Annotated in this window: 15 protein-coding genes; 4 read left to right on the top strand and 11 right to left on the bottom strand. The window is 44.8% G+C overall.

The features are described from left to right. Window positions 1-62 precede the first annotated feature (62 nt). Both AC3CID_RS16130 and AC3CID_RS16125 read right to left on the bottom strand, forming a co-directional pair. Entirely contained in the window at window positions 63-3,080 is a 3,018-nt protein-coding gene (locus AC3CID_RS16130) for an efflux RND transporter permease subunit (RefSeq protein ID WP_488527683.1), read from the bottom strand. A 2-nt stretch (window positions 3,081-3,082) separates the two neighbouring features. Beyond that, complete coding sequence (locus tag AC3CID_RS16125) at window positions 3,083-3,907, bottom strand: efflux RND transporter periplasmic adaptor subunit (RefSeq protein WP_488527682.1); 825 nt, start codon at window positions 3,905-3,907, stop codon at window positions 3,083-3,085. Between the two features lie 215 nt (window positions 3,908-4,122). On the opposite strand from AC3CID_RS16125, the gene AC3CID_RS16120 reads away from it, so the two are divergent. Beyond that, the gene (locus AC3CID_RS16120; RefSeq protein WP_488527681.1) at window positions 4,123-4,821 is read left to right on the top strand and encodes a response regulator transcription factor; all 699 of its coding nucleotides are present in this window, start codon (window positions 4,123-4,125) and stop codon (window positions 4,819-4,821) included. A gap of 56 nt (window positions 4,822-4,877) precedes the next feature. Next, window positions 4,878-6,128 carry a sensor histidine kinase gene (locus AC3CID_RS16115; RefSeq protein WP_488528014.1) on the top strand — a complete coding sequence of 417 codons (1,251 nt, stop codon included), beginning with the start codon at window positions 4,878-4,880 and terminating at the stop codon, window positions 6,126-6,128. 95 nt (window positions 6,129-6,223) lie between these two features. Here AC3CID_RS16115 and gabT read toward each other — a convergent pair whose 3' ends face one another. The 8 genes from gabT to AC3CID_RS16075 form a co-directional block, all read right to left on the bottom strand. After that, entirely contained in the window at window positions 6,224-7,495 is a 1,272-nt protein-coding gene (gene gabT, locus AC3CID_RS16110; protein WP_488527680.1) for a 4-aminobutyrate--2-oxoglutarate transaminase, read from the bottom strand. Window positions 7,496-7,510: 15 nt separating this feature from the next. Next, a complete protein-coding gene (locus AC3CID_RS16105) occupies window positions 7,511-8,938 on the bottom strand; it encodes an NAD-dependent succinate-semialdehyde dehydrogenase (protein WP_076675022.1) in 1,428 nt (475 codons plus the stop codon). 90 nt (window positions 8,939-9,028) lie between these two features. Continuing rightward, window positions 9,029-10,111: an agmatine deiminase gene (aguA, locus tag AC3CID_RS16100; protein WP_488527679.1), complete on the bottom strand. Its 1,083-nt coding sequence runs from the start codon at window positions 10,109-10,111 to the stop codon at window positions 9,029-9,031. Window positions 10,112-10,122: 11 nt separating this feature from the next. Beyond that, window positions 10,123-10,989 (bottom strand): N-carbamoylputrescine amidase, encoded by an 867-nt coding sequence (gene aguB, locus AC3CID_RS16095; protein WP_488527678.1) that lies wholly within the window; start codon window positions 10,987-10,989, stop codon window positions 10,123-10,125. A 21-nt stretch (window positions 10,990-11,010) separates the two neighbouring features. Next, window positions 11,011-12,288 (bottom strand): NAD(P)/FAD-dependent oxidoreductase, encoded by a 1,278-nt coding sequence (locus tag AC3CID_RS16090; protein WP_371715901.1) that lies wholly within the window; start codon window positions 12,286-12,288, stop codon window positions 11,011-11,013. Between the two features lie 30 nt (window positions 12,289-12,318). Beyond that, complete coding sequence (locus AC3CID_RS16085) at window positions 12,319-13,803, bottom strand: aldehyde dehydrogenase (RefSeq protein WP_488527677.1); 1,485 nt, start codon at window positions 13,801-13,803, stop codon at window positions 12,319-12,321. Window positions 13,804-13,839: 36 nt separating this feature from the next. Further along, window positions 13,840-14,397 (bottom strand): HTH-type transcriptional regulator PuuR, encoded by a 558-nt coding sequence (gene puuR / locus AC3CID_RS16080; RefSeq protein WP_371715899.1) that lies wholly within the window; start codon window positions 14,395-14,397, stop codon window positions 13,840-13,842. Window positions 14,398-14,413: 16 nt separating this feature from the next. Then, window positions 14,414-15,160 carry a gamma-glutamyl-gamma-aminobutyrate hydrolase family protein gene (locus AC3CID_RS16075; RefSeq protein WP_428784688.1) on the bottom strand — a complete coding sequence of 249 codons (747 nt, stop codon included), beginning with the start codon at window positions 15,158-15,160 and terminating at the stop codon, window positions 14,414-14,416. Window positions 15,161-15,503: 343 nt separating this feature from the next. Here AC3CID_RS16075 and AC3CID_RS16070 point away from each other — a divergent pair, with 343 nt between their 5' ends. Together AC3CID_RS16070 and AC3CID_RS16065 are read left to right on the top strand one after the other, a co-directional pair. Next, a complete protein-coding gene (locus tag AC3CID_RS16070) occupies window positions 15,504-16,847 on the top strand; it encodes a glutamine synthetase family protein (RefSeq protein WP_371715897.1) in 1,344 nt (447 codons plus the stop codon). 17 nt (window positions 16,848-16,864) lie between these two features. Next, a complete protein-coding gene (locus tag AC3CID_RS16065; RefSeq protein WP_371715896.1) occupies window positions 16,865-18,340 on the top strand; it encodes a Na+/H+ antiporter NhaC family protein in 1,476 nt (491 codons plus the stop codon). A 126-nt stretch (window positions 18,341-18,466) separates the two neighbouring features. Here the strand turns inward: AC3CID_RS16065 and AC3CID_RS16060 are convergent, their stop codons facing one another. Further along, on the bottom strand, window positions 18,467-19,081 hold the full coding sequence (locus AC3CID_RS16060) for a TetR family transcriptional regulator C-terminal domain-containing protein (RefSeq protein WP_488527676.1): 615 nt from the start codon (window positions 19,079-19,081) through the stop codon (window positions 18,467-18,469). Window positions 19,082-19,163: the final 82 nt, after the last annotated feature.

Below are 19,163 nucleotides of genomic sequence, written 5' to 3'. Positions count from 1 at the left end.
TACCTAATCGAACCAATTTCAAGTTAAATGAGTTATTGCACAACGGGTCACAAAACCGCGCATCATGACTCACTGTTGTTAGATCGAGAAAAGAACAACGCATACATGGCTGGAATCACCAAGAGTACAACGGGTAATGAGAACAACAAACCATAGCCCAGTGTGAGCGACATCGGGCCCATAAACACATCCGTTCCACCTAACCCGTAAGCTAGAGGTAGCAGGCCTGCAACTGTGGTCAGTGACGTCATTACAATCGGACGCAGACGACTGACCGCCGCTTGAGTCACCGCCGTTATCACATCTAAACCTTCGATTCTTAGCTCATTGATTCGGTTTATCAGCACTAGTGAGTTGTTGACCACAACACCCGTCATCCCAAGTACACCAATCAATCCAAACAAAGACATCGGCTGCATGTGAACCACGAGTGCCATCAATGAAGTCATAATCGCGAACGGGATGACCGCCATAATGAGCAGTGGTTGCAACAATGAATTGAACATCACCGCCAATACGAAGTAGATAGCAACCATCGCCGCAGGGAACACCACCATAAAGCCACTCATGGTTTCGTTGGTACTTTCAGCCTCGCCGCCTACGTTAATGGTCACGCTCGGTGGATATTGACCCGTGAGCTCTGTCAGTAGTTCATCGGATAACGCAACCGGACTAATACTCTCATCAGACAAAGCCGCCGATACCGTTACTTCTCGCTCACCGTTGTAATGCTTAATAAGGCGAGGGATTTCTATCTGTTCAACCATAGCTAATCGACTGAGTGGTACTTGCTGCCCATCTGCTGTGTAAATTTTGGTGGTTTTCAGTTTCTCGATATCGCGAAATTGCTCGTCCAAGACCACACGGATATCGACTTCTTGATCGCCAAGCCAAGTGGATGTCACGCTGTTGCCATCAAAACCAACACGCAACGCATTCGATAAATCACTCACCGTTAAGTTGTACTTCGCCAACCAATGATACTGAGGAACAATATTCAATTGAGGATCTTTCAATGCCTCACTGTGATTGATGCTGGTCACGCCTTGGTAGTCTTCTAGCCAAGCCATCACCAAATCCACAGTTTGATTACGTTCACTCTCAGTCCCGCCAAGTACACGTACCTCAACTGGGTCGCCGGGAGGAGGACCACCAGCATCAATCGAGAACTTGATGAACATGTCACCAGACAGCGCTGCCAACTCTTCATTGAGCGCCGTAATAATCTGTTCCGCAGAGCGGGTGCGCTGGTCAAAGTTAGTTAAGTTGATAACCCCTTGAGATACTGGTGACGAGTAAATCAACTCATAGCTAACCAATTCATTTTCTGGCAAAGATTCTATCGCTTGCTCTATCAATTGATGAGCATCGCGCACTTTAGTGAGCGGAGTACCCGCCTTCACTTCGGTGTAAACCTCAAGGTATTTACCTGCTTCTGTTGGGAAGATGTCCACTTTCAACGAAGATACCAAAAAGCCAGAAGCTGCGAAGCCAACCAACGCCAATGCAATCACTGACTTCTTGTAGTTCAGAGCCATATTCAGCAGAGAGCGATAACGGTTTGAAATCCATTCAAATCGATCTTTCTCTTGTGTCTTTGAGTTGCTCTCTTTAGCCAACGATAAATGCGCTGGCAACGTTAAGGTACATTCAATGAATGAGAAGACGAGCGCTGCGATAACGGTAATCGGGATCACAGCAACCGCTTTACCCATGGTACCCGGAATGAACATCATCGGGATAAACACCAAGGCCGTTGTAACAAGGCTTGCCATCAATGGTTTGATCACTTTTAAAGTACCCGACACCGCAGCATCGACACCTTTTTTGCCCGCTTCTTTTTCTTGGAAGATGCTCTCGGCGATGATCACCGAGTCATCAACGATAATGCCGATCACCAACAACAGTGCTGCGAGTGTGATGCTGTCTAAGTTCAACCCCATGATTGGCAAAACGATCATCACACCGAAGACGCAGAATGGGATAGAGACCGAGACCCAGAAAGCGACGCGTCGTTGCAGGATCATGCTCAAGATCAACAGAACCAACACCAAACCTATCGCACCATTGGTTGCCACGATAGAGAACTTCTCATCCATATCCTGACCAAGATCGAGGCTGTTCTGGAAAATAAATTGGTCGCCAATGCGTTCGCTTTCTTTGTCCAACAGAGCCTTAATGCTGTCGATAGTTGTAATGACATCTGCACTGCCGCTATTTGTGATAGAGAAAATGACCGCAGGTTTTCCGCTCATCACCGGATCTTCGGTTGCTCGCGCGAAGGTATCAATAACGGTCGCCACATCCGACACACGGACAACTTGACCAGAATCTAGCGCCTTAATCACGATGTTAGACACATCACCCGTCGACTCTACTTTCGTCATGGTGACAATCTTTTGCTCTTGGCTCCATGACTCGACAAAACCACCCGATTGAGACAGGTTGTGTTGCTCTATCGCGGTGCTCACATCATCGAAAGCAACTTGATAGCGGCGTGCTTTTTCAGGGTCAACTTCAACCCAAAACTCTCGCTCATTAAAACCAGAAAGCTTGATAGAACCCACGCCACCAAGACTGTTAATTTTCTTTTCTAATTGATACGCATAATGCTGTAACGACGATGAATCTGTATTGCTCTCAGTTAGGCTAACGCCAAAGTGATAAACATCAAAAGAAGAGGTTTTCTGCTGAGTCACAACCGGGGGCGAATCTATATCTTTCGGCGGGTTACCGACTCGGTCCACGGCTTGCTGGATATCTCTCAAGATCACAGCCGCATCTTCACCAGGCAAATATTCGACCTCGATAAAAGAACGTCCTTCTGAGGATTCTGATGAAAAGTAGGCAATGCCATCCACAGAACGAAGTTCTTTCTCTATCGGGTTAGTGATGTTCAGTTCAATGTCTTGAGCTGTCGCGCCCGGATAGCTGGTTTCAATTTCTGCCGTGTCCATCGCAACATCTGGATACTCTTGTAAATTGAGCTGCATTAACGACATAGCACCCGTCAACAACACCATAACGGTGATGATACGAGCCAAAAACTGACGATTCGCGAAGTATGCTAAAAAGTTCATCTCTACTGCCCTTTACCTTGGTTCGAGGTCGATGGTGCTTGAGCGGTTGTCATATTTTTCACTGCAAGATCTGTCGAGGCGTACACCGACATACCCGGCTTAAACTGATGACCTTGGTTGGTGATCTCGACCAATACCGGGTAGGTTAAATCTTGCATCTCGACACCAATGCGTTGCACGCTCGCTTCCATTTTTATCTCAGGGTTGGTTTCAGACCACACCACCACTTCTTGACCAACAGTGAAGTGTTTCAGGTCATACTCACTTGCCATAAATGACAGAGTGACCTTATCAATATTGACCACTTCATAAAGCAAGTCCCCCTCGCTTACCCAAGCTCCCGATTGCGCGGGTTTGTTGGATATATAACCCGAAATAAGAGATTCAATCTGAGTATTTTCAAGATCCACTTGAGATTGTTGGTAGTCAATTTGAGCCACAGACACTGACGCTTTTGCACTTAAAAATTCAGCACGTGCTGTATCTAACTCACCCATTGAGAGGCTGTTCTTTTCGATAAGGGCTTGATAGCGGTTATAGGTTGCTTTTCGTAATGCAAGATTCGCTTCAGCAAGGGCTAGATTCGCTTTAGCCTTATCCACGCTAAACTTAAAATCGTTGGCTTTAATCTGAGCAAGTACTTGTTTTTGATTGACGGCGTCGCCCACTTCAAGGTTATTCATCTCCACGACTCCGGGCACTTCTGCCACGACACTGTGTTTGTTCAACCCTTGAACGTGACCGATCAGCTCTGTTGCTTGAGTTATTGATGCTTGAGTCGTTGAGACACCGAGAAGTGCAGCCAGCACGATAATTTTAGTTTTCATAATTCAGCCTTCACCTATTGATGTGAGCTATTGTTGAACTGTCTTTGTCGAATTAAAGTCGAAGTCGATTCGACATTGAAAAATAATCGGAAGACGTTGAATTTTTTTGATTAACGCTATCAATTAGACATAAATTCGACATGATTTTGGATAGGCTACGTTTTTGTTTGGAGTCGATGTTTTGATTAGAGCAGATATTTTAATGGAGCAGATAGATGCTTGAGCGCAGTCGTATTTTAGTTGTTGAAGACAATATCGAACTACAAGGCATTATTGCCGACTTCTTAGAGGTCAAAGAGGCTGTTGCAGACTTTGCTTCCGATGGCGATCAAGGCTTCAAGCTAGCTATGAAGAACGACTTCGATGCAATTATCCTAGACGTTATGCTGCCCAAGTTTGATGGTATGCAAGTGGCCACTAAACTGCGCCAAAATGGCGTAACGACACCAATTTTGATGCTAACGGCCTTGAATGGCCAAGAAGATCTATTAAACAGCTTCAATTCTGGCGCGGATGATTTTGTCACTAAGCCGTTTAAGTTTCCAGAACTAGAAGCTCGTCTTTGCGCGCTCATCAAACGCAATAAAGGCTTGGTTGCCCAAAAAACCTTAAGTTATGGCGAGGTGACGATTAATGAAAAGACACACACCGCTTCAAGAGACGGACAAACGCTAACTCTGACACCTATCTTGTTTCAGATTCTGAGAGAGTTGGTGAAGGCTCAAGGCGGCGTCGTATCTCGTGAAAGCTTAATCTTCATGCTTTGGGGCGATGACATTCCTGACAAAGATGTACTCCGTAGCCATATCTATTTGTTAAGAAACGTCCTCGATAAGCCATTCAAGTTTCCTATGTTAAAGACGATTCCTAAACACGGTTTTCAATTGATCTTATCAGCAAGTGAGCCGCAATAAACATGAAGATTCGAACCAAGCTAGGCAACTCCATCGAGGATGTCAGGATCCGCACCATGCGTACCTTTGCTGTCATCGCACTGGTTTCTTCATGCGTGGTATTTTTTGTGTTCTCACTTCGTTTAGTTTGGCAGGAAGAGGCTCAAATCGAGAGCCACCTAAAATCATTTAAAGGTGTGGCAGAACAATTCTACAAAAGCCTTTCACCCGAAGGTAGCCTAAAGCTCTCGAACAACGTGACGGCTTATTATGGTGAAGGCGACTTTACCGACCAACTCAAAAAACTACCGCCCATGGCATTGGATACCGTGGATCGCCAACGTTTTGAACTAAGACTTTCTGAAGAAGACATTATTATTCCCGGCGTGATCGTCTATCACTTCTCCTTCGAAGATCAAGGCAAAAACATTCCGACTTACATCGCCATCAGCTCTTTTGATATGGATTTGTGGGACGACAGTTGGGGTGTATTGATGGCAATCTCAACTTTGCTTATGCTCGGACTGATCATTGTGTTGCGGATTACTCTCAAGCAAGTGTTCGACCAACTGATGGCACCGATTGGAAACCTCAGCACTCAACTCAGCAAACATGAGTCTGATAACTTCCATGTCCCGACGAATACCGTTGATGAATTGCAGATGCTTACCTCACACCTCAACAGTTACTCAAAAATGAAAGACCGACTTGCCAAGCAAGAGATGATGTTTGCGAAATACGCGAGTCATGAATTAAAAACACCGATAGCGATTGTTCTTGGCGCTGCCGAATTGCAAGCGATGAAGCCGAACGACCCAGCATTTCAAACCAAACAACGCGAGCGCATTCTTGGAGCGGCCAATGGCATGAGTTCCACCGTTGAGGTTTTATTGAACATTGTTAAACAAGAGAACTCTTCAACCGAAAAAACACTCACCGTTATCGACGATGCCACTATCGATTTATCGAAGTACCACACGATGTTGGCTTCTGGCGTCACGTTAGAGCTAAACGTTGCACCAAACACCACGCTCAACATGCCGTTGCCACTGGTGAATATGGTATTGAAGAACTACATTGAAAACGCGATTCGATTTACCACGCAAGGTGAAATCTCGGTGACCATCAACTCAAACACAATTTCCGTTTCTGATACTGGCGCAGGGTTGAGTGATGATACAAAAACTGAACACGGCCTTGGCCTAATCATCGTAAAACGCATCGGAGACAGTTACGGTTGGACATCAACTCTGACTGATAACACGCATTCAGACTCGACATCAAACAGCTCTGGCTGCACTGCGAACTTTTCTCGAAACGATGTATAAAAGCGGCATCTATTCAAAAGCGGCTCTTACAAGAAACAGCGTATACAAAAAAAGACATCGAGAGATGTCCTTTTTACATTTAAGGCTGAAGAAACCTACGCCACTTCAAGAATAATTTTCTCAAGCTTATCTAAGCCTTCGCTCAGTACTTCAGATTCGATAGTTAATGGTGGAAGCAGACGAATTACATTCGCTTTTACACCACACGAAAGCAGGATAAGACCATTCTCTTGTGCTTTCGCTATCACCGCTTTAGTTAAGTCCTGCAATGGCTTGCCTGACTCTGGGTCAGTAAACTCAATTGCCATCATCGCTCCAGTGGTACGTATTTCACCAATAGCTGGGACAGATTCTTGTAGCTTGCTCATACGGGCATTCACAACCTCACCAATACCCATGGCCTTAGCACACAATTGCTCTTCTTCGATAATTTTTAGGACTTCTAGGCCAGCCACACAACCCAACGGAGAGCCAGCGTAAGTACCACCTAAGCCACCTGGCAGTGCCGAATCCATAACAACGGCTTTTCCCACTACCGTAGAGATAGGGAAACCACCTGCAATACCTTTTGCCATGGTCATCATGTCGGGTTCAATACCCAAGTATTCTGTCGCAAACATTTTACCCGTACGCGCAAAACCCGTTTGGATCTCATCCGCGATCAACATGATACCGTGCTTATCACACAACTCACGCAAGCCTTGAGCAAACTCCGCAGGAGCTTGATAGAAACCGCCCTCACCTTGCACAGGCTCAAAGATTATCGCCGCCACGCGTGATGGCTCAATATCACACGCAAACAAATCATCGATCGCTTGTAGACTTTGTTCTGTGCTTACGCCATGAAAGGCATTTGGGTAAGGTGCATGAAAGATTTCATTTGGGAATGGGCCAAAGCCCGCTTTGTAAGGCGCAACTTTACCCGTTAGCCCCATAGTCATATTGGTACGACCGTGGAAGCCACCTTTAAAAGCAATCACACCACTGCGGCCAGTATGAGCTCGTGCTACTTTTACGGCATTCTCAACCGCTTCAGCTCCTGTTGTCAGGAAAATCGCTTTTTTATAACTGTCACCGGGGGCGAGTTCTGTAAGCTTTTCTGCCAGTTCAACAAAGGATGCATACGGCGTCACCATCGCACAGGTGTGTGAAAAGTTATCCAGTTGAGCCTTTACCGCTTCGTTGATACGCTTATTTGCATGCCCTGTATTCGTCACCGCGATACCAGCAGCAAAGTCGATATATTTATTTCCATCCACATCCCACACGTGAGCATTCTCTGCTTTTTCAACATAAAGTGGGTACAGTGCGCCCATGCCTTGAGCGATAACTTGGCTTCTTCTTTGATGTAGTTGTTGATTTGTCATTGTCATGTCCTTTGATTAGTTGCCGCCAAAGCAGAGGTATTTGATGCTCATGTATTCATCGATACCTTGTTTTGCCCCTTCACGCCCGATACCGGATTGCTTAACTCCACCGAAAGGGGCCACCTCGGTAGAGATCATGCCTTCGTTAATTCCTACCATGCCGTATTCCAACGCTTCTGCTATCTTCCATACACGGTGAATATTTTGGCTATAGAAGTAAGACGCCAAGCCATAGATAGTGTCGTTAGCCATTTCGATAAGCTGCTGGTCATCATCAAATTTGATCACCGGAGCGACTGGGCCAAAGATCTCTTGCGAGACAATATCCATATCATGCGTAACGTTTTTGAGAACGACAGGTTGCATGAATAGACCATCAAGAGTTTTCGGCTCAGTAACAAGTTTCGCGCCCTGTTCGATTGCACCGTCAATGAGGGACTGAATTCCTTGTTTTGCTGATTCGCTGATTACAGGACCAACATTTACACCCTCCTCTAAACCATTGCCTACCTTAAGCTGCTGCACTGCTGCATCGAATTTCTCGACAAATTCATCGTACACCTTGTTATGTACATAAAAACGGTTAGCGCAGACGCAGGTTTGACCGGCATTACGAAACTTAGACGCCATTGCACCAAGCACTGCCGCATCAATATCCGCATCATCAAACACGATAAATGGTGCATTACCGCCAAGTTCCATTGATGTTCGCTTGATGTCGTTTGCACTTTGCTGCATCAACACTCTTCCAACTTGCGTAGAACCCGTGAAAGAGAGCTTACGAATCAGAGGATGTGAGGTGAAAATACCGCCAACTTGACGAGAATTAGCTCCCAACACCACTTGCATTACATCACGAGGAATACCCGCTTGATATGCTAGCTCAGCTACAGCAAAAGCAGATAGCGGTGTTGATTCAGCCGGTTTCACAATAAAAGTACAACCAGCCGCAAGTGCTGGACCTGCCTTACGAGTTATCATTGCAATTGGAAAATTCCACGGAGTAATCGCACAAGCAACTCCAATGGGTTGTTTAATAGTAACAAGGCGTTTGTCGCTACTTGGCGCTGGGATTGTCTCACCATAGGTACGTTTAGCTTCTTCAGCAAACCATTCTATAAAGCTTGCGCCATACAACACCTCACCTTGTGCTTCTGCCCATGGTTTGCCTTGTTCTAACGTCATCAGGCGACCTAGATCCTCCTTGTTTTCAAGTAACAACTGATACCATTTTTGTAGCAAACCTGAACGGGTTTTAGCTGGCAGCAAAGCCCACTCTTTTTGTGCTACGCTTGCACGCTCAACACCAGATAAAATGTCGTATTCAGATGACACTGGTGCATAACCAAGTATTTCACCCGTCGCGGGGTTACTTACAGCAATACCTTGGTCTTGATTTGGCACCATAAACGACAGCAATGATTGATTTGTAATTTGTTGCATGGTGATTCCTTTTGACAGCTTTACTTTGTCGTCTACTGATAGTTACCCTACCAAGTAGAAAACCAATAACTCATTGTTTTAATAATTTTCTTAAGCAGGGATCTGCTGAGTAATGCAATGGATATTGCCTCCACCAAGCAAAACCTCACGCGTTGGTATACCAACGACTTGATGTTCAGGCATCGCTTGCTGCAAGATTTTTATTGCCTGCTCGTCAGTTCTATCATCGAGCAATGGCAAAAACACATAGCCATTCGCGATAAGAAAGTTGGCATAAGAAGCACTTAACCTTTCCCCTGCATCACGTGTCATTCCGTCACTTTTATCAATTCCGCTAGCTTCTGCTTCGCTATAGTGCAAAGGCCCTGGCAACGGTAAGCGGATGATTTCAACCTCTCGACCTTTAGCATCAGATTGATCTTTTAACACTTGTTCCGCCTGACGAGATAATGCGAATTGTGGGTCTAAAGGATCATCTGTCCAACTCAATACCACTTTCCCCGGGGCAATCACATGCATCAAATTATCAACATGTCCGTCAGTTTCATCATCGAATAATCCTTTAGGCAGCCAAATGACCTTTTCAATACCCAGATATTCTTTGAGATGTGTTTCTATCTGTTGTTGATTCAACTCAGGGTTGCGTCCCGGACTAAGTAAACACTCTTCTGTTGTATAGAGCGTACCTTCACCATCGGTATGAATTGAGCCCCCCTCTAAAACGAATGGGGCGTTGTAGTGATCAATTCCGATAATGTCACATACTGAGCTAGCCACTAGGTCGTCCTGCTGCCAGTTTTCATAGAGGCCATTATAGTCACCACCCCAAGCGTTAAACTGCCAGTTGATTCCACGACGCTCGCCGTCTTGATTCACCAACACTGTGGGCCCAATATCACGCATCCACGCATCATTGAATGGGATTTCAACAAGCCGAATGTCTGAATGAAGCAATGTTCGCGCCTTATCAAATTGCTTCGCACTCACGGCGACACAAACCTTAGCCACTTCTGCTATCGCATTCGCAATGCTAGCGAATGCTTGCTGGGCAGGAAGGGCATTATCACGCCAATTGTCTCGTCTTTCTGGCCAAGCTAACCAAACTTCTTCAATAGGATGAAACTCAGCAGGAAAGTAGAACCCATCTTGCAGTGGTGTTGTCGGTAACTGCATAGTCTGCCCCTTTAAACCGCTAGTTTGCCCACAGAGCCATATAGATCTGGGCGGCGGTCACGGAACAGCCCCCACGAGTGACGCGCTAGAGCCGCTGCGGCTAAATCAATCTCCGCATAAATGATAGCTTCCTCATCACGTGGCGCTTCTGACAACTTGCCACCAGTATGATCAGTAATAAAAGAAGAACCGTAGAATGTGGTTTCAATGCCATCATCACATTCTGTGCCTACGCGATTAGACGCAATCACAGGAACCAAATTTGCGGCTGAATGGCCTTGCATAGTGCGTTGCCAGTGATCACGAGAATCTAAAGTTGGATCTTGTGGTTCGCTGCCAATAGCGGTTGGGTAAAAAATGGCTTCTGCACCGTGTAACGCTAAGCTACGAGCAAGCTCCGGAAACCATTGATCCCAGCAAATACCAGCACCGAACTTACCAAGCTGGGTTTGCCATACTTTGAAGCCAGTATCTCCAGGGCTAAAATAGTATTTTTCGCTGTAACCCGTACCATCCGGGATGTGTGATTTGCGATAGTTATCTAGCACAGTGCCATCGGCATCAATCATCACTAATGAGTTAAAGAAGGTATTGCCCGCTTTTTCAAAATAACTAACTGGAATCACAACCCCGAGTTCTTTTGCCAATGCACTCATCTCTGTTATCAACAGACAGTTGTCTACTTCCTCAGCCAACTCAAAATACTTAGCTTCTTGCTTCTTACAAAAATAAGGGGCAGCGAACAATTCCTGCGGTAAAACCACATTGGCACCGTTACTCGCAGCTTCACGAATCGCTCGCTTAGCTTTATTTAGGTTATCTTCCAGATCCCAGCTTTTGGTCAGTTGCAGGGCCGCAAATTTTACTACTCTACTCATTGGATGTTCCTTATCGTCCGGTTAGATAGCTAGTTTGTCTCTTAGGTTGTAATACGCTGCGCCAACTGCCGTGAATGGTATTTGGAAGTGACGTCCACCAGGGAAGGCGTAGTGCTTGAGTTGTGCGAAGGCATCAAATCGTTCGGCATGCCCTGTTAAGGCTTCTGCCAATAGTTTGCCAGCCAAGTGAGTACAGGTAACTCCATGACCACTGTAGCCTTGCAAATAATAAATATTGTCGTCAAATGCGCCAAACTGTGGCATACGTGAATAGGTAAGTAAGAAGTTACCAGTCCATGTGTAATCAATCTTGATACCTTTAAGCTGAGGGAAAATACCTTCTAGCTTAGGACGAATTAGAGATTCAATATCTTGAGGGTCACGAGCTCCATAAACTACTCCGCCACCAAACAACAATCGTTTATCTGCACTCAGTCGGAAATAGTCGAGTAAGTAATTGCAATCTTCGACGCAATAGTCGCTCGGTAGAACCTGTTTCAATTGCTCATCGGTAAGCGGCTCTGTCGCCACGACTTGAGTCCCACATGGGATCGCTTTGTTACTAATATTCGGAGCCAATCCACCTAGGTAGGCGTTACCAGCTAGCACCAAGTATTTACTCTTTACACTGCCATTCGCCGTTCTTGCTACAGGGCTAATACCTTTTTCAATAGAAGTTACTGCTGATTGCTCGAAGATTTGACCACCAAGAGAAACGAATGCTGCCGCTTCACCCAAAGCTAATTTCAGCGGGTGGATATGGCCGCCACGCATATCAAGTAGGCCACCAGTGTACGCTTGAGTACCGACCGCCTCTTCAACTTGACCAGCATCCAACATAGTGAGCTGGTCGTTGCCATATCGCTCCCAGTTTTTCTTATGGTGCTCTAAACCATTTAACTGCTTTTTGTTCAGTGCAGTAAATAGTCCACCGCGTTTGTGGTCACACTCAATATCGTATTTGTCGATAAGACCACGAATGACATCTCCGCCTTCGAAAATCATGTCACACAAAGCTTTAGCTTGAGGTTGGCTGTAACGGCTTTCTATCACATCAACATCTCGGCTGTAGCTATTGACGATCTGTCCACCATTACGGCCTGTTGCGCCAAAACCAACTTTGGCACTCTCAAGCACTACAACCTTAAAGCCTTTTTCTGCGAGATGAAGAGCTGTTGACAATCCTGAAAATCCAGCCCCTACCACACACACATCACACTCAATGTTTCCTTGCAGTTGTGGGAACTCTGGCATGTTCGGTATAGAGTTCGCATAAAACGAGTCCGTATGCTTATTCATATTGCTATTCCTTTATTATTCATCAGCAGGCTAAGGTTGAAGGCGAATCCAAGTGGTTTTGGTTTCGGTAAATTTTTCGATGGCGTGCAGTGACTTATCACGGCCATTACCACTCATTTTGAACCCACCAAAAGGGACGGTCATATCCCCTTCGTTGTAGTTGTTCACCCAAACAGAACCTGCTTGAAGCTGTTTCGCTACACGGTGTACGCGGTTAATGTTATCGCTCCAAAGCGCCGCACCTAAACCGTATTTTGAGTCATTGGCGATTGCTACTGCTTCCGCTTCATCTTTAAATGAAATAACACAAAGTACAGGACCAAAGATCTCTTCCTGGGCGACACGCATTTTATTGTCAACGTTGTCAAGAATGGTCGGCTCAACAAATGCACCTTTGCCTTCAACATCACCACCACAACGAAGAACTGCACCTTCCGCTTGGCCAAGCTCTATATATTCAAGCACTTTTGATTTGTGACCTTGATCGATGAGCGCTCCCATCGAAGATGAGGTGTCCATTGGATCTTTCGGCATAAAGGATTGAGCCGCAGAAATGACTTTATCAACAAAGCGATCTTTGATGCTCTCGTGCACCAATAAACGGGTTGCAGCGACACAGACTTCACCTTGGTTATAGAAGCAACCACCAGCGGTTTCCGCGGCTGCACGATCGAGGTCTTCGCAGTCTTCAAATACGATATTGGCATTCTTACCACCAGCCTCAGCAAACACACGCTTAAGATTGGTTTCACCAGAACGAACCATTAATTGACCAGCAATACGAGTAGAACCCGTAAATGCAATACAGTCGACCTCATGGTGTTTCGCTAAAGCATCGCCGGCTTCATGGCCAAAGCCTGTAACAACTTGAAAAACGCCACGTGGTAAGCCGGCTTGATTGGCGAGTTGACCAATATAAATAGCAGTGAGAGAAGATTTTTCAGAGGGTTTAAGAATAACGCTATTACCTGTTGCTAATGCAGGGCCAAGTTTCCAGCAAGCTAACCATAATGGAAAGTTCCATGGAACTACCGCTGCAACAACACCGATAGCTTGATGAGAAACAAAGGCGTGTACATCTTGTTCCGTTGGCGCGACTTCCCCATACACTTTATCGATAGCTTCTGCATACCAACGCAGTGCGCTTGCAGCACCAGGGATATCGGTTGAAACGCTGTGGCTGATTGGTTTACCCGTATCTAAAGTTTCCAGCAACGCAAGTTCTTCACGATGTTGGTCAATCAACGCTGCAAATTGGCTGAGTACCGCTTTGCGATATGACGGAGCACTATTGCTCCATTCACCAGAAAGGAAAACTTGACGAGCACATGTTACCGCAAGCTCAACATCTTCTTCTTGGCAACGAGCTATTTGGGTCAATATCTCGTCGGTAGCCGGGTTAACAACATCTAGGGTTTTTCCACTAATAGCTGCGCTATATTCGCCATTAATAAAGGCACGATTTTCGATGTTTAGATTGTTTTTAAGTTCAATCCATTGTTCTTGGGTTTTCATACGCTCTCCTTGTTATCACAACAAGGCAAGGCCCACTTAGAATGTGGTTGGCGTATGCGCGCTTATCATTCGACAAGCCTTGTCTGTGTGATTTGTAAACTTGTGTGGCTGCGTCGTATCAATAATGTACGATTCACCTTGTTTAAGGACAAAGGATTGCTCTTTGTATTCCAGAGTGATTTCGCCTTCTAGAATAGTGCCAATCTCTTCGCCTTCATGTTTAATTTCTGCCGTACCCGTTGTGCCGTGGGGGGCATACTCTTCAATCAAAAATCCAATGACCTGTTCTTTGTTACCGTTGGTTACCAATTTCATTGAAACCGACTCGCTGCCCATTTCAATCAACTCTTCAGGTGCAACGACAACCTTTACTTCATCGCTTTTGGGTTGTTCAAATGTGAAAAACTCCGATAGAGATAAAGAAAAAACGTTCACTATTTTCTGCAATGAACTCACAGAAGGGCTTACCTTCGCATTCTCAATCGAAGAGATCGCACTATGTGTAATACCTGCTCGTTCGGCTAATTCTCGTTGTGACAATCCATGTTCTTTTCTTAAGCGAACAATATTCTTACCAATCTCTTGGTTGTCCATGTAGGTGGCTCCTAACTTATAGAGAAGCCGCCATCATAAATTCTTTGAACAAAATTTGAGAGAAATGATTCGTTTTTGCTTTCCATTCTGGGTGCCACTGCACGCCAACAAAGAATTTTTGCCCTGGAAGACTAAACGCCTCCACTAAACCATCCGGTGCTTTAGCTTCCACAGTCAATTGAGGAGCTAATTGGTCAACCCCTTGGTTATGAAGGGTATTAACTTCAAAAAAGATGGTGTTTTCCCAATGATTTTCAGTCAGCCATTTTTCAAACAAACTTTGTTTTTGCACCAATACCGCGTGTGATGGAGCGTACTTTTCTTCAAAGTCTTCTACCTCATTCTCTCGATGGTCGTTGAAGCCTGAATCATGAACCGCCGGGTTCAGTGAACCACCTAGAGCAACATTCATTTCTTGAAATCCACGGCACACACCAAAACACGGAATGTCTTTGTCTATCGCTTGACGAATCAAAGTAAAGGAAAGCTCATCTCGAGCTTCATCTTTCTTCGACTCTTCGTGAGTGCCGTTGTAATGGTGTGGTGCCACATTTGAATGGCTCCCCGGAAATAAAAAACCGTCACAAATGTTAAGAAAGCGCTCAACATCTTCACTTGCCATATCCGGAGCCAATATCAATGGCAATCCACCAAAGTCTTTCACAGCCGTGAGGTAAAAGTTATTCACTGCCTGAATTTGATAGCCACCCAATTCTTTAGCGCAACTAACAATTCCAATAATGGGTTTGCTTGTTCTAGACATGTTACTTCCGTGTTCGATTTATTTAACACCCACACTACAAACCATGTACAAAATTATCAACACAGATGTTCGATATTATGACCAAATCGTGACCAAACTCGCTTTTTCGGTCAAAAAAAAGACTATTTATGGGCATTATATTGAGCAAAACACAATCAACTGTTACAAAATAGTTAACAAAAATATCTTTCAATAAAATGACAAACTTAAAAACTATCAATATAAGCATATGTATTAAAAGGAAATAACCTTTAAACTCTAGACTTTAGTCTAATTGCTACAATTGTTTTGTTTCTTTTTTGTTGTTTTTAATTTGCCTAATAGAGGCTAGTTGGAGAACACAATGGAATCGTATCTACAGGAAGTTAAAAATTTTCGACAAAAATGGCCCAATATCGAGTTTGTTGATCTGATTTTCACCGACATCAATGCCACACCTAGAGGAAAGCGTATCCCCGTAAGTGCGTTACACAAACTGCATAAAGGAGTGGCTCTTCCTCTCTCGACAATTACCTTAGATACCAAAGGCAACGTGGTTGAAACTGCAGGGCTAGGTGAAGAGTTGGGGGAACCAGACAACATGTGTTTCCCTATTGCGGACACATTAATGCCAACCGCCAAAGAACAAGTGGGTCAGATAATGTTGAGCATGATGGATGACTCAGCCCATAACCCAAACCCTTTATTTATTCGCAATATTGTCAGTGAAATACTCGAAAAATTACACGCAAAAGACCAATACCCCTGCGTTGCCTTAGAACTAGAGTTTTACTTAATAGATAGGAAGCGGGGTGAGATGGGAGCTCTACAGACGGCTATTAATCCAAACAAGAAATCACGAGAAAAAGATACCGAGGTCTATGACTTAGATGGATTGGATGATTACGCCGACTTTCTAGCCGATCTTAACAAGATAGCTCAAGAACAAGGATTAAATACTTCAGGTGCACTGTCAGAATCCGCACCAGGGCAATTTGAAATAAACTTCAACCACTCTAAAGATGTATTACGAGTTTGCGATGAAATCATAATCGTCAAACGCCTTATTCGCCAAATCGCTAATCAGCATGATTTCGATGCTACCTTCATGGCTAAACCATTTAGCGAGCAAGCTGGTAACGGTATGCATATTCACCTCAGCTTGGTGGACTCCAAAGACAATAACCACTTTAGTGCACAAAACGACCAGCCAAGCGATCTCTTTTATCAAACCATGGCAGCTATGCTCGCTCAAACATCTGACTCCATGGCGTTGATTTGTCCTAATGTTAATTCCTACCGCCGCTTTGTTCCAGGCGCTTACGTACCAACGAAAGCTGACTGGGGCGAAAATCACCGTGGTGTCGCTCTACGAGTTCCTATTAGCGACAGTAAGAATCGTCGAATTGAACACCGTATCGCTGGAGCCGACGTAAACCCTTATATTCTCGCTGCCGTAGTACTTTCCGCAGTATTAGCGAGTGAAAACTATACCAAAGACCAATGTCCAAACTCTCTCAGTAATGATGCAATTGACCTACCACTGCGTATGTCAGAAGCACTTGACCAGCTAGAACGTAGTGAGCTGGCCCCGTACATATCTAAAGAGTTTGTCGATTTATATTTAGCTTGTAAACGGAGTGAACTTGCAGAGTTTGAACGCGAAATCACCCCATTAGAAATCGACTGGATGTTGCACTCAGCATAAATAAAGGAAATATAAGTATGACTACGCAAACCAAGGCGTTGGACGCGCCGCTGAAAATCAACACTCAACACATAATGGTCTCTCTATTAGTGGTGGCGACCTTCATTTTCTTCACAGCTATTGGATTAAGCCACCAACAAGGCGAGGCCTACGGATGGATGAGCCTCCTTCCTACCGCACTTGTTCTGGTGTTCGCTTTAACTACTCACCGCACAGTTGAAGCCCTCTTTAGTGGGACTATCGCAGGCGTTCTACTCCTGAACCCGGCAGAAGCCGTTGAACAGATTGTTGGCATATCGATGGATGTAATGATGAACGAAACCATTGCATGGATCGTTCTAGTTTGTGGCCTGATGGGAGGGTTAATTGCGATTCTCGAAAAAGGCGGAAGCATCTTAAGTTTTTCAGATATGCTGGTGACAAAGGTTAAGAGCCGTAAACAATCTATGTTAATGACCTTTTTCCTCGGAATCATGATCTTTATTGATGACTATCTGAATGCGATAGCGATCTCTTCATCAATGAAGAAGATCACTGATGGATACAATATCTCTCGCGAAAAGCTCTCTTATCTAGTTGACTCTACCGCTGCACCGATATGTATTCTGGTGCCGATCTCAACATGGGCTATTTTCTTTAGCTCATTGCTTGAAGCTAATGGTGTTGCTGAAGCTGGCGAGGGTATAAAAGCCTATATTGAAGCGATTCCCTATATGGCTTATGGCTGGGTGACATTGATAATCGTTCTTCTTGTTGCTTTAGAAAAGCTGCCAGACTTAGGCGCAATGAAGCAAGCAGAAGAACGAGCGAAGAAAGGTCAAGTACGTCCTGACGGTGCAACTGACATAGACTTCGGCGCAGATATTACAGCGCACACTAACCCAACGATGGGATTAATCAACTTCTTATTGCCGATGGTGGTACTGGTTGGTGCGAGCTGGTACTTTGGGATTGACCTGTTGGCTGGTGTATTTGTCGCGATTATCTTCACTATCTGTTTTTATGGTATCCAACGCCTAATCTCGATGAACGATATGTTCGAAGCTGTATACGACGGAATAAAGGTAATGCTACTACCACTGGCGACTGTGATTGGTGGTTTTATGCTTAAGTCAGTTAATGATTCTCTAGGGGTCACACAGTATGTTATCGAAACAGTAAGCCCTTATTTATCGGCGTCATACTTCCCTGCAATTATCTTTATCATCACGGGTGCATTGGTGTTCGCAACAGCATCCTCTTGGGGAACTTTTGCAGTTGCTATGCCAATCGTGTTACCTCTGGGTGAACAACTAGGCGTGCCTCTACATTTAACTATAGCGGCTCTGCTTTCTGCATCAGCTGCAGGCAGTCACTCATGTTTCTTCAGTGATTCTACGGTATTGTCAGCTCAAGGTTCTGGTTGTACTTCGATGCAGCACGCCACTACACAGTTTCCTTATGCACTGATTGGTATTATCGCCACCGCTCTCTTTTTCTTAGTCGTAGGATAAATTCCGGTTAATAGAAATCAAAGTCATTAAGCATAAAAAATGCCTTATCATTAGATAAGGCATTTACTTTACTGAACGCATTAAGATTATGTAGAGTCACTAATTACCTAATCTATTCGCCGTTTTTCAATTGCTTCCTTTAACCCCACACCCTTTAATCACTAGCTGGGTGATGAATTCAGCGGCATCTTCATAGTCTTTATCATCGAGCTGCTCTTTCTGCATCACGCTACAAATCTGCCAGCCAAAATCGGCGTAAGTTTGAGTGGCCGCCCAAATGGTAAACATCAGGTGGTGTACAGGAACGTCATCCATTAAGCCTTGTGCTGACCAAGTTGAGAACTTATCAAGGATCATCTGGGATTGCTTATACAGTTCGTCACCAATATCTTTCGGCAATACTTTAGCGCCAGACATCACTTCGTTAGCAAATACCTTAGAGGCGTGCGGATGATCGCGAGAAATGATCAGCTTGGTTTGAATATATTGAGACAATGCTTCAACAGGGTCGCTGAGCTCTTCAATCGGACGAGATGCTTCTAGCAAGGGCTGAGTGACGGTTTCAAGCACAGCGTTGTAGAGCTTATCTTTGGAGCTGAAATAATAGAATACATTAGGTTTAGGGATGTCGGCCGCTTTCGCGATATCAGCCATTTTTGTTGCGGCATATCCATGAGTAGCGAATTGTTCACACGCGACTTCGATGATTAAATCTTGATTCTTTTGTCTGATCCTAGACATATTGCATCCTTTACAGCTCATTACTAAAGCCATAGTAATCAACGTGCTTCATTAGTCCAGAAGATAATCTCAGAACTCGAGG

This window comes from Vibrio sp. QJM3NY_21, assembly GCF_057785975.1.
The sequence above is the reverse complement of the archived record's forward strand: the minus strand, read 5'-3'. Positions and strand labels throughout refer to the sequence as shown.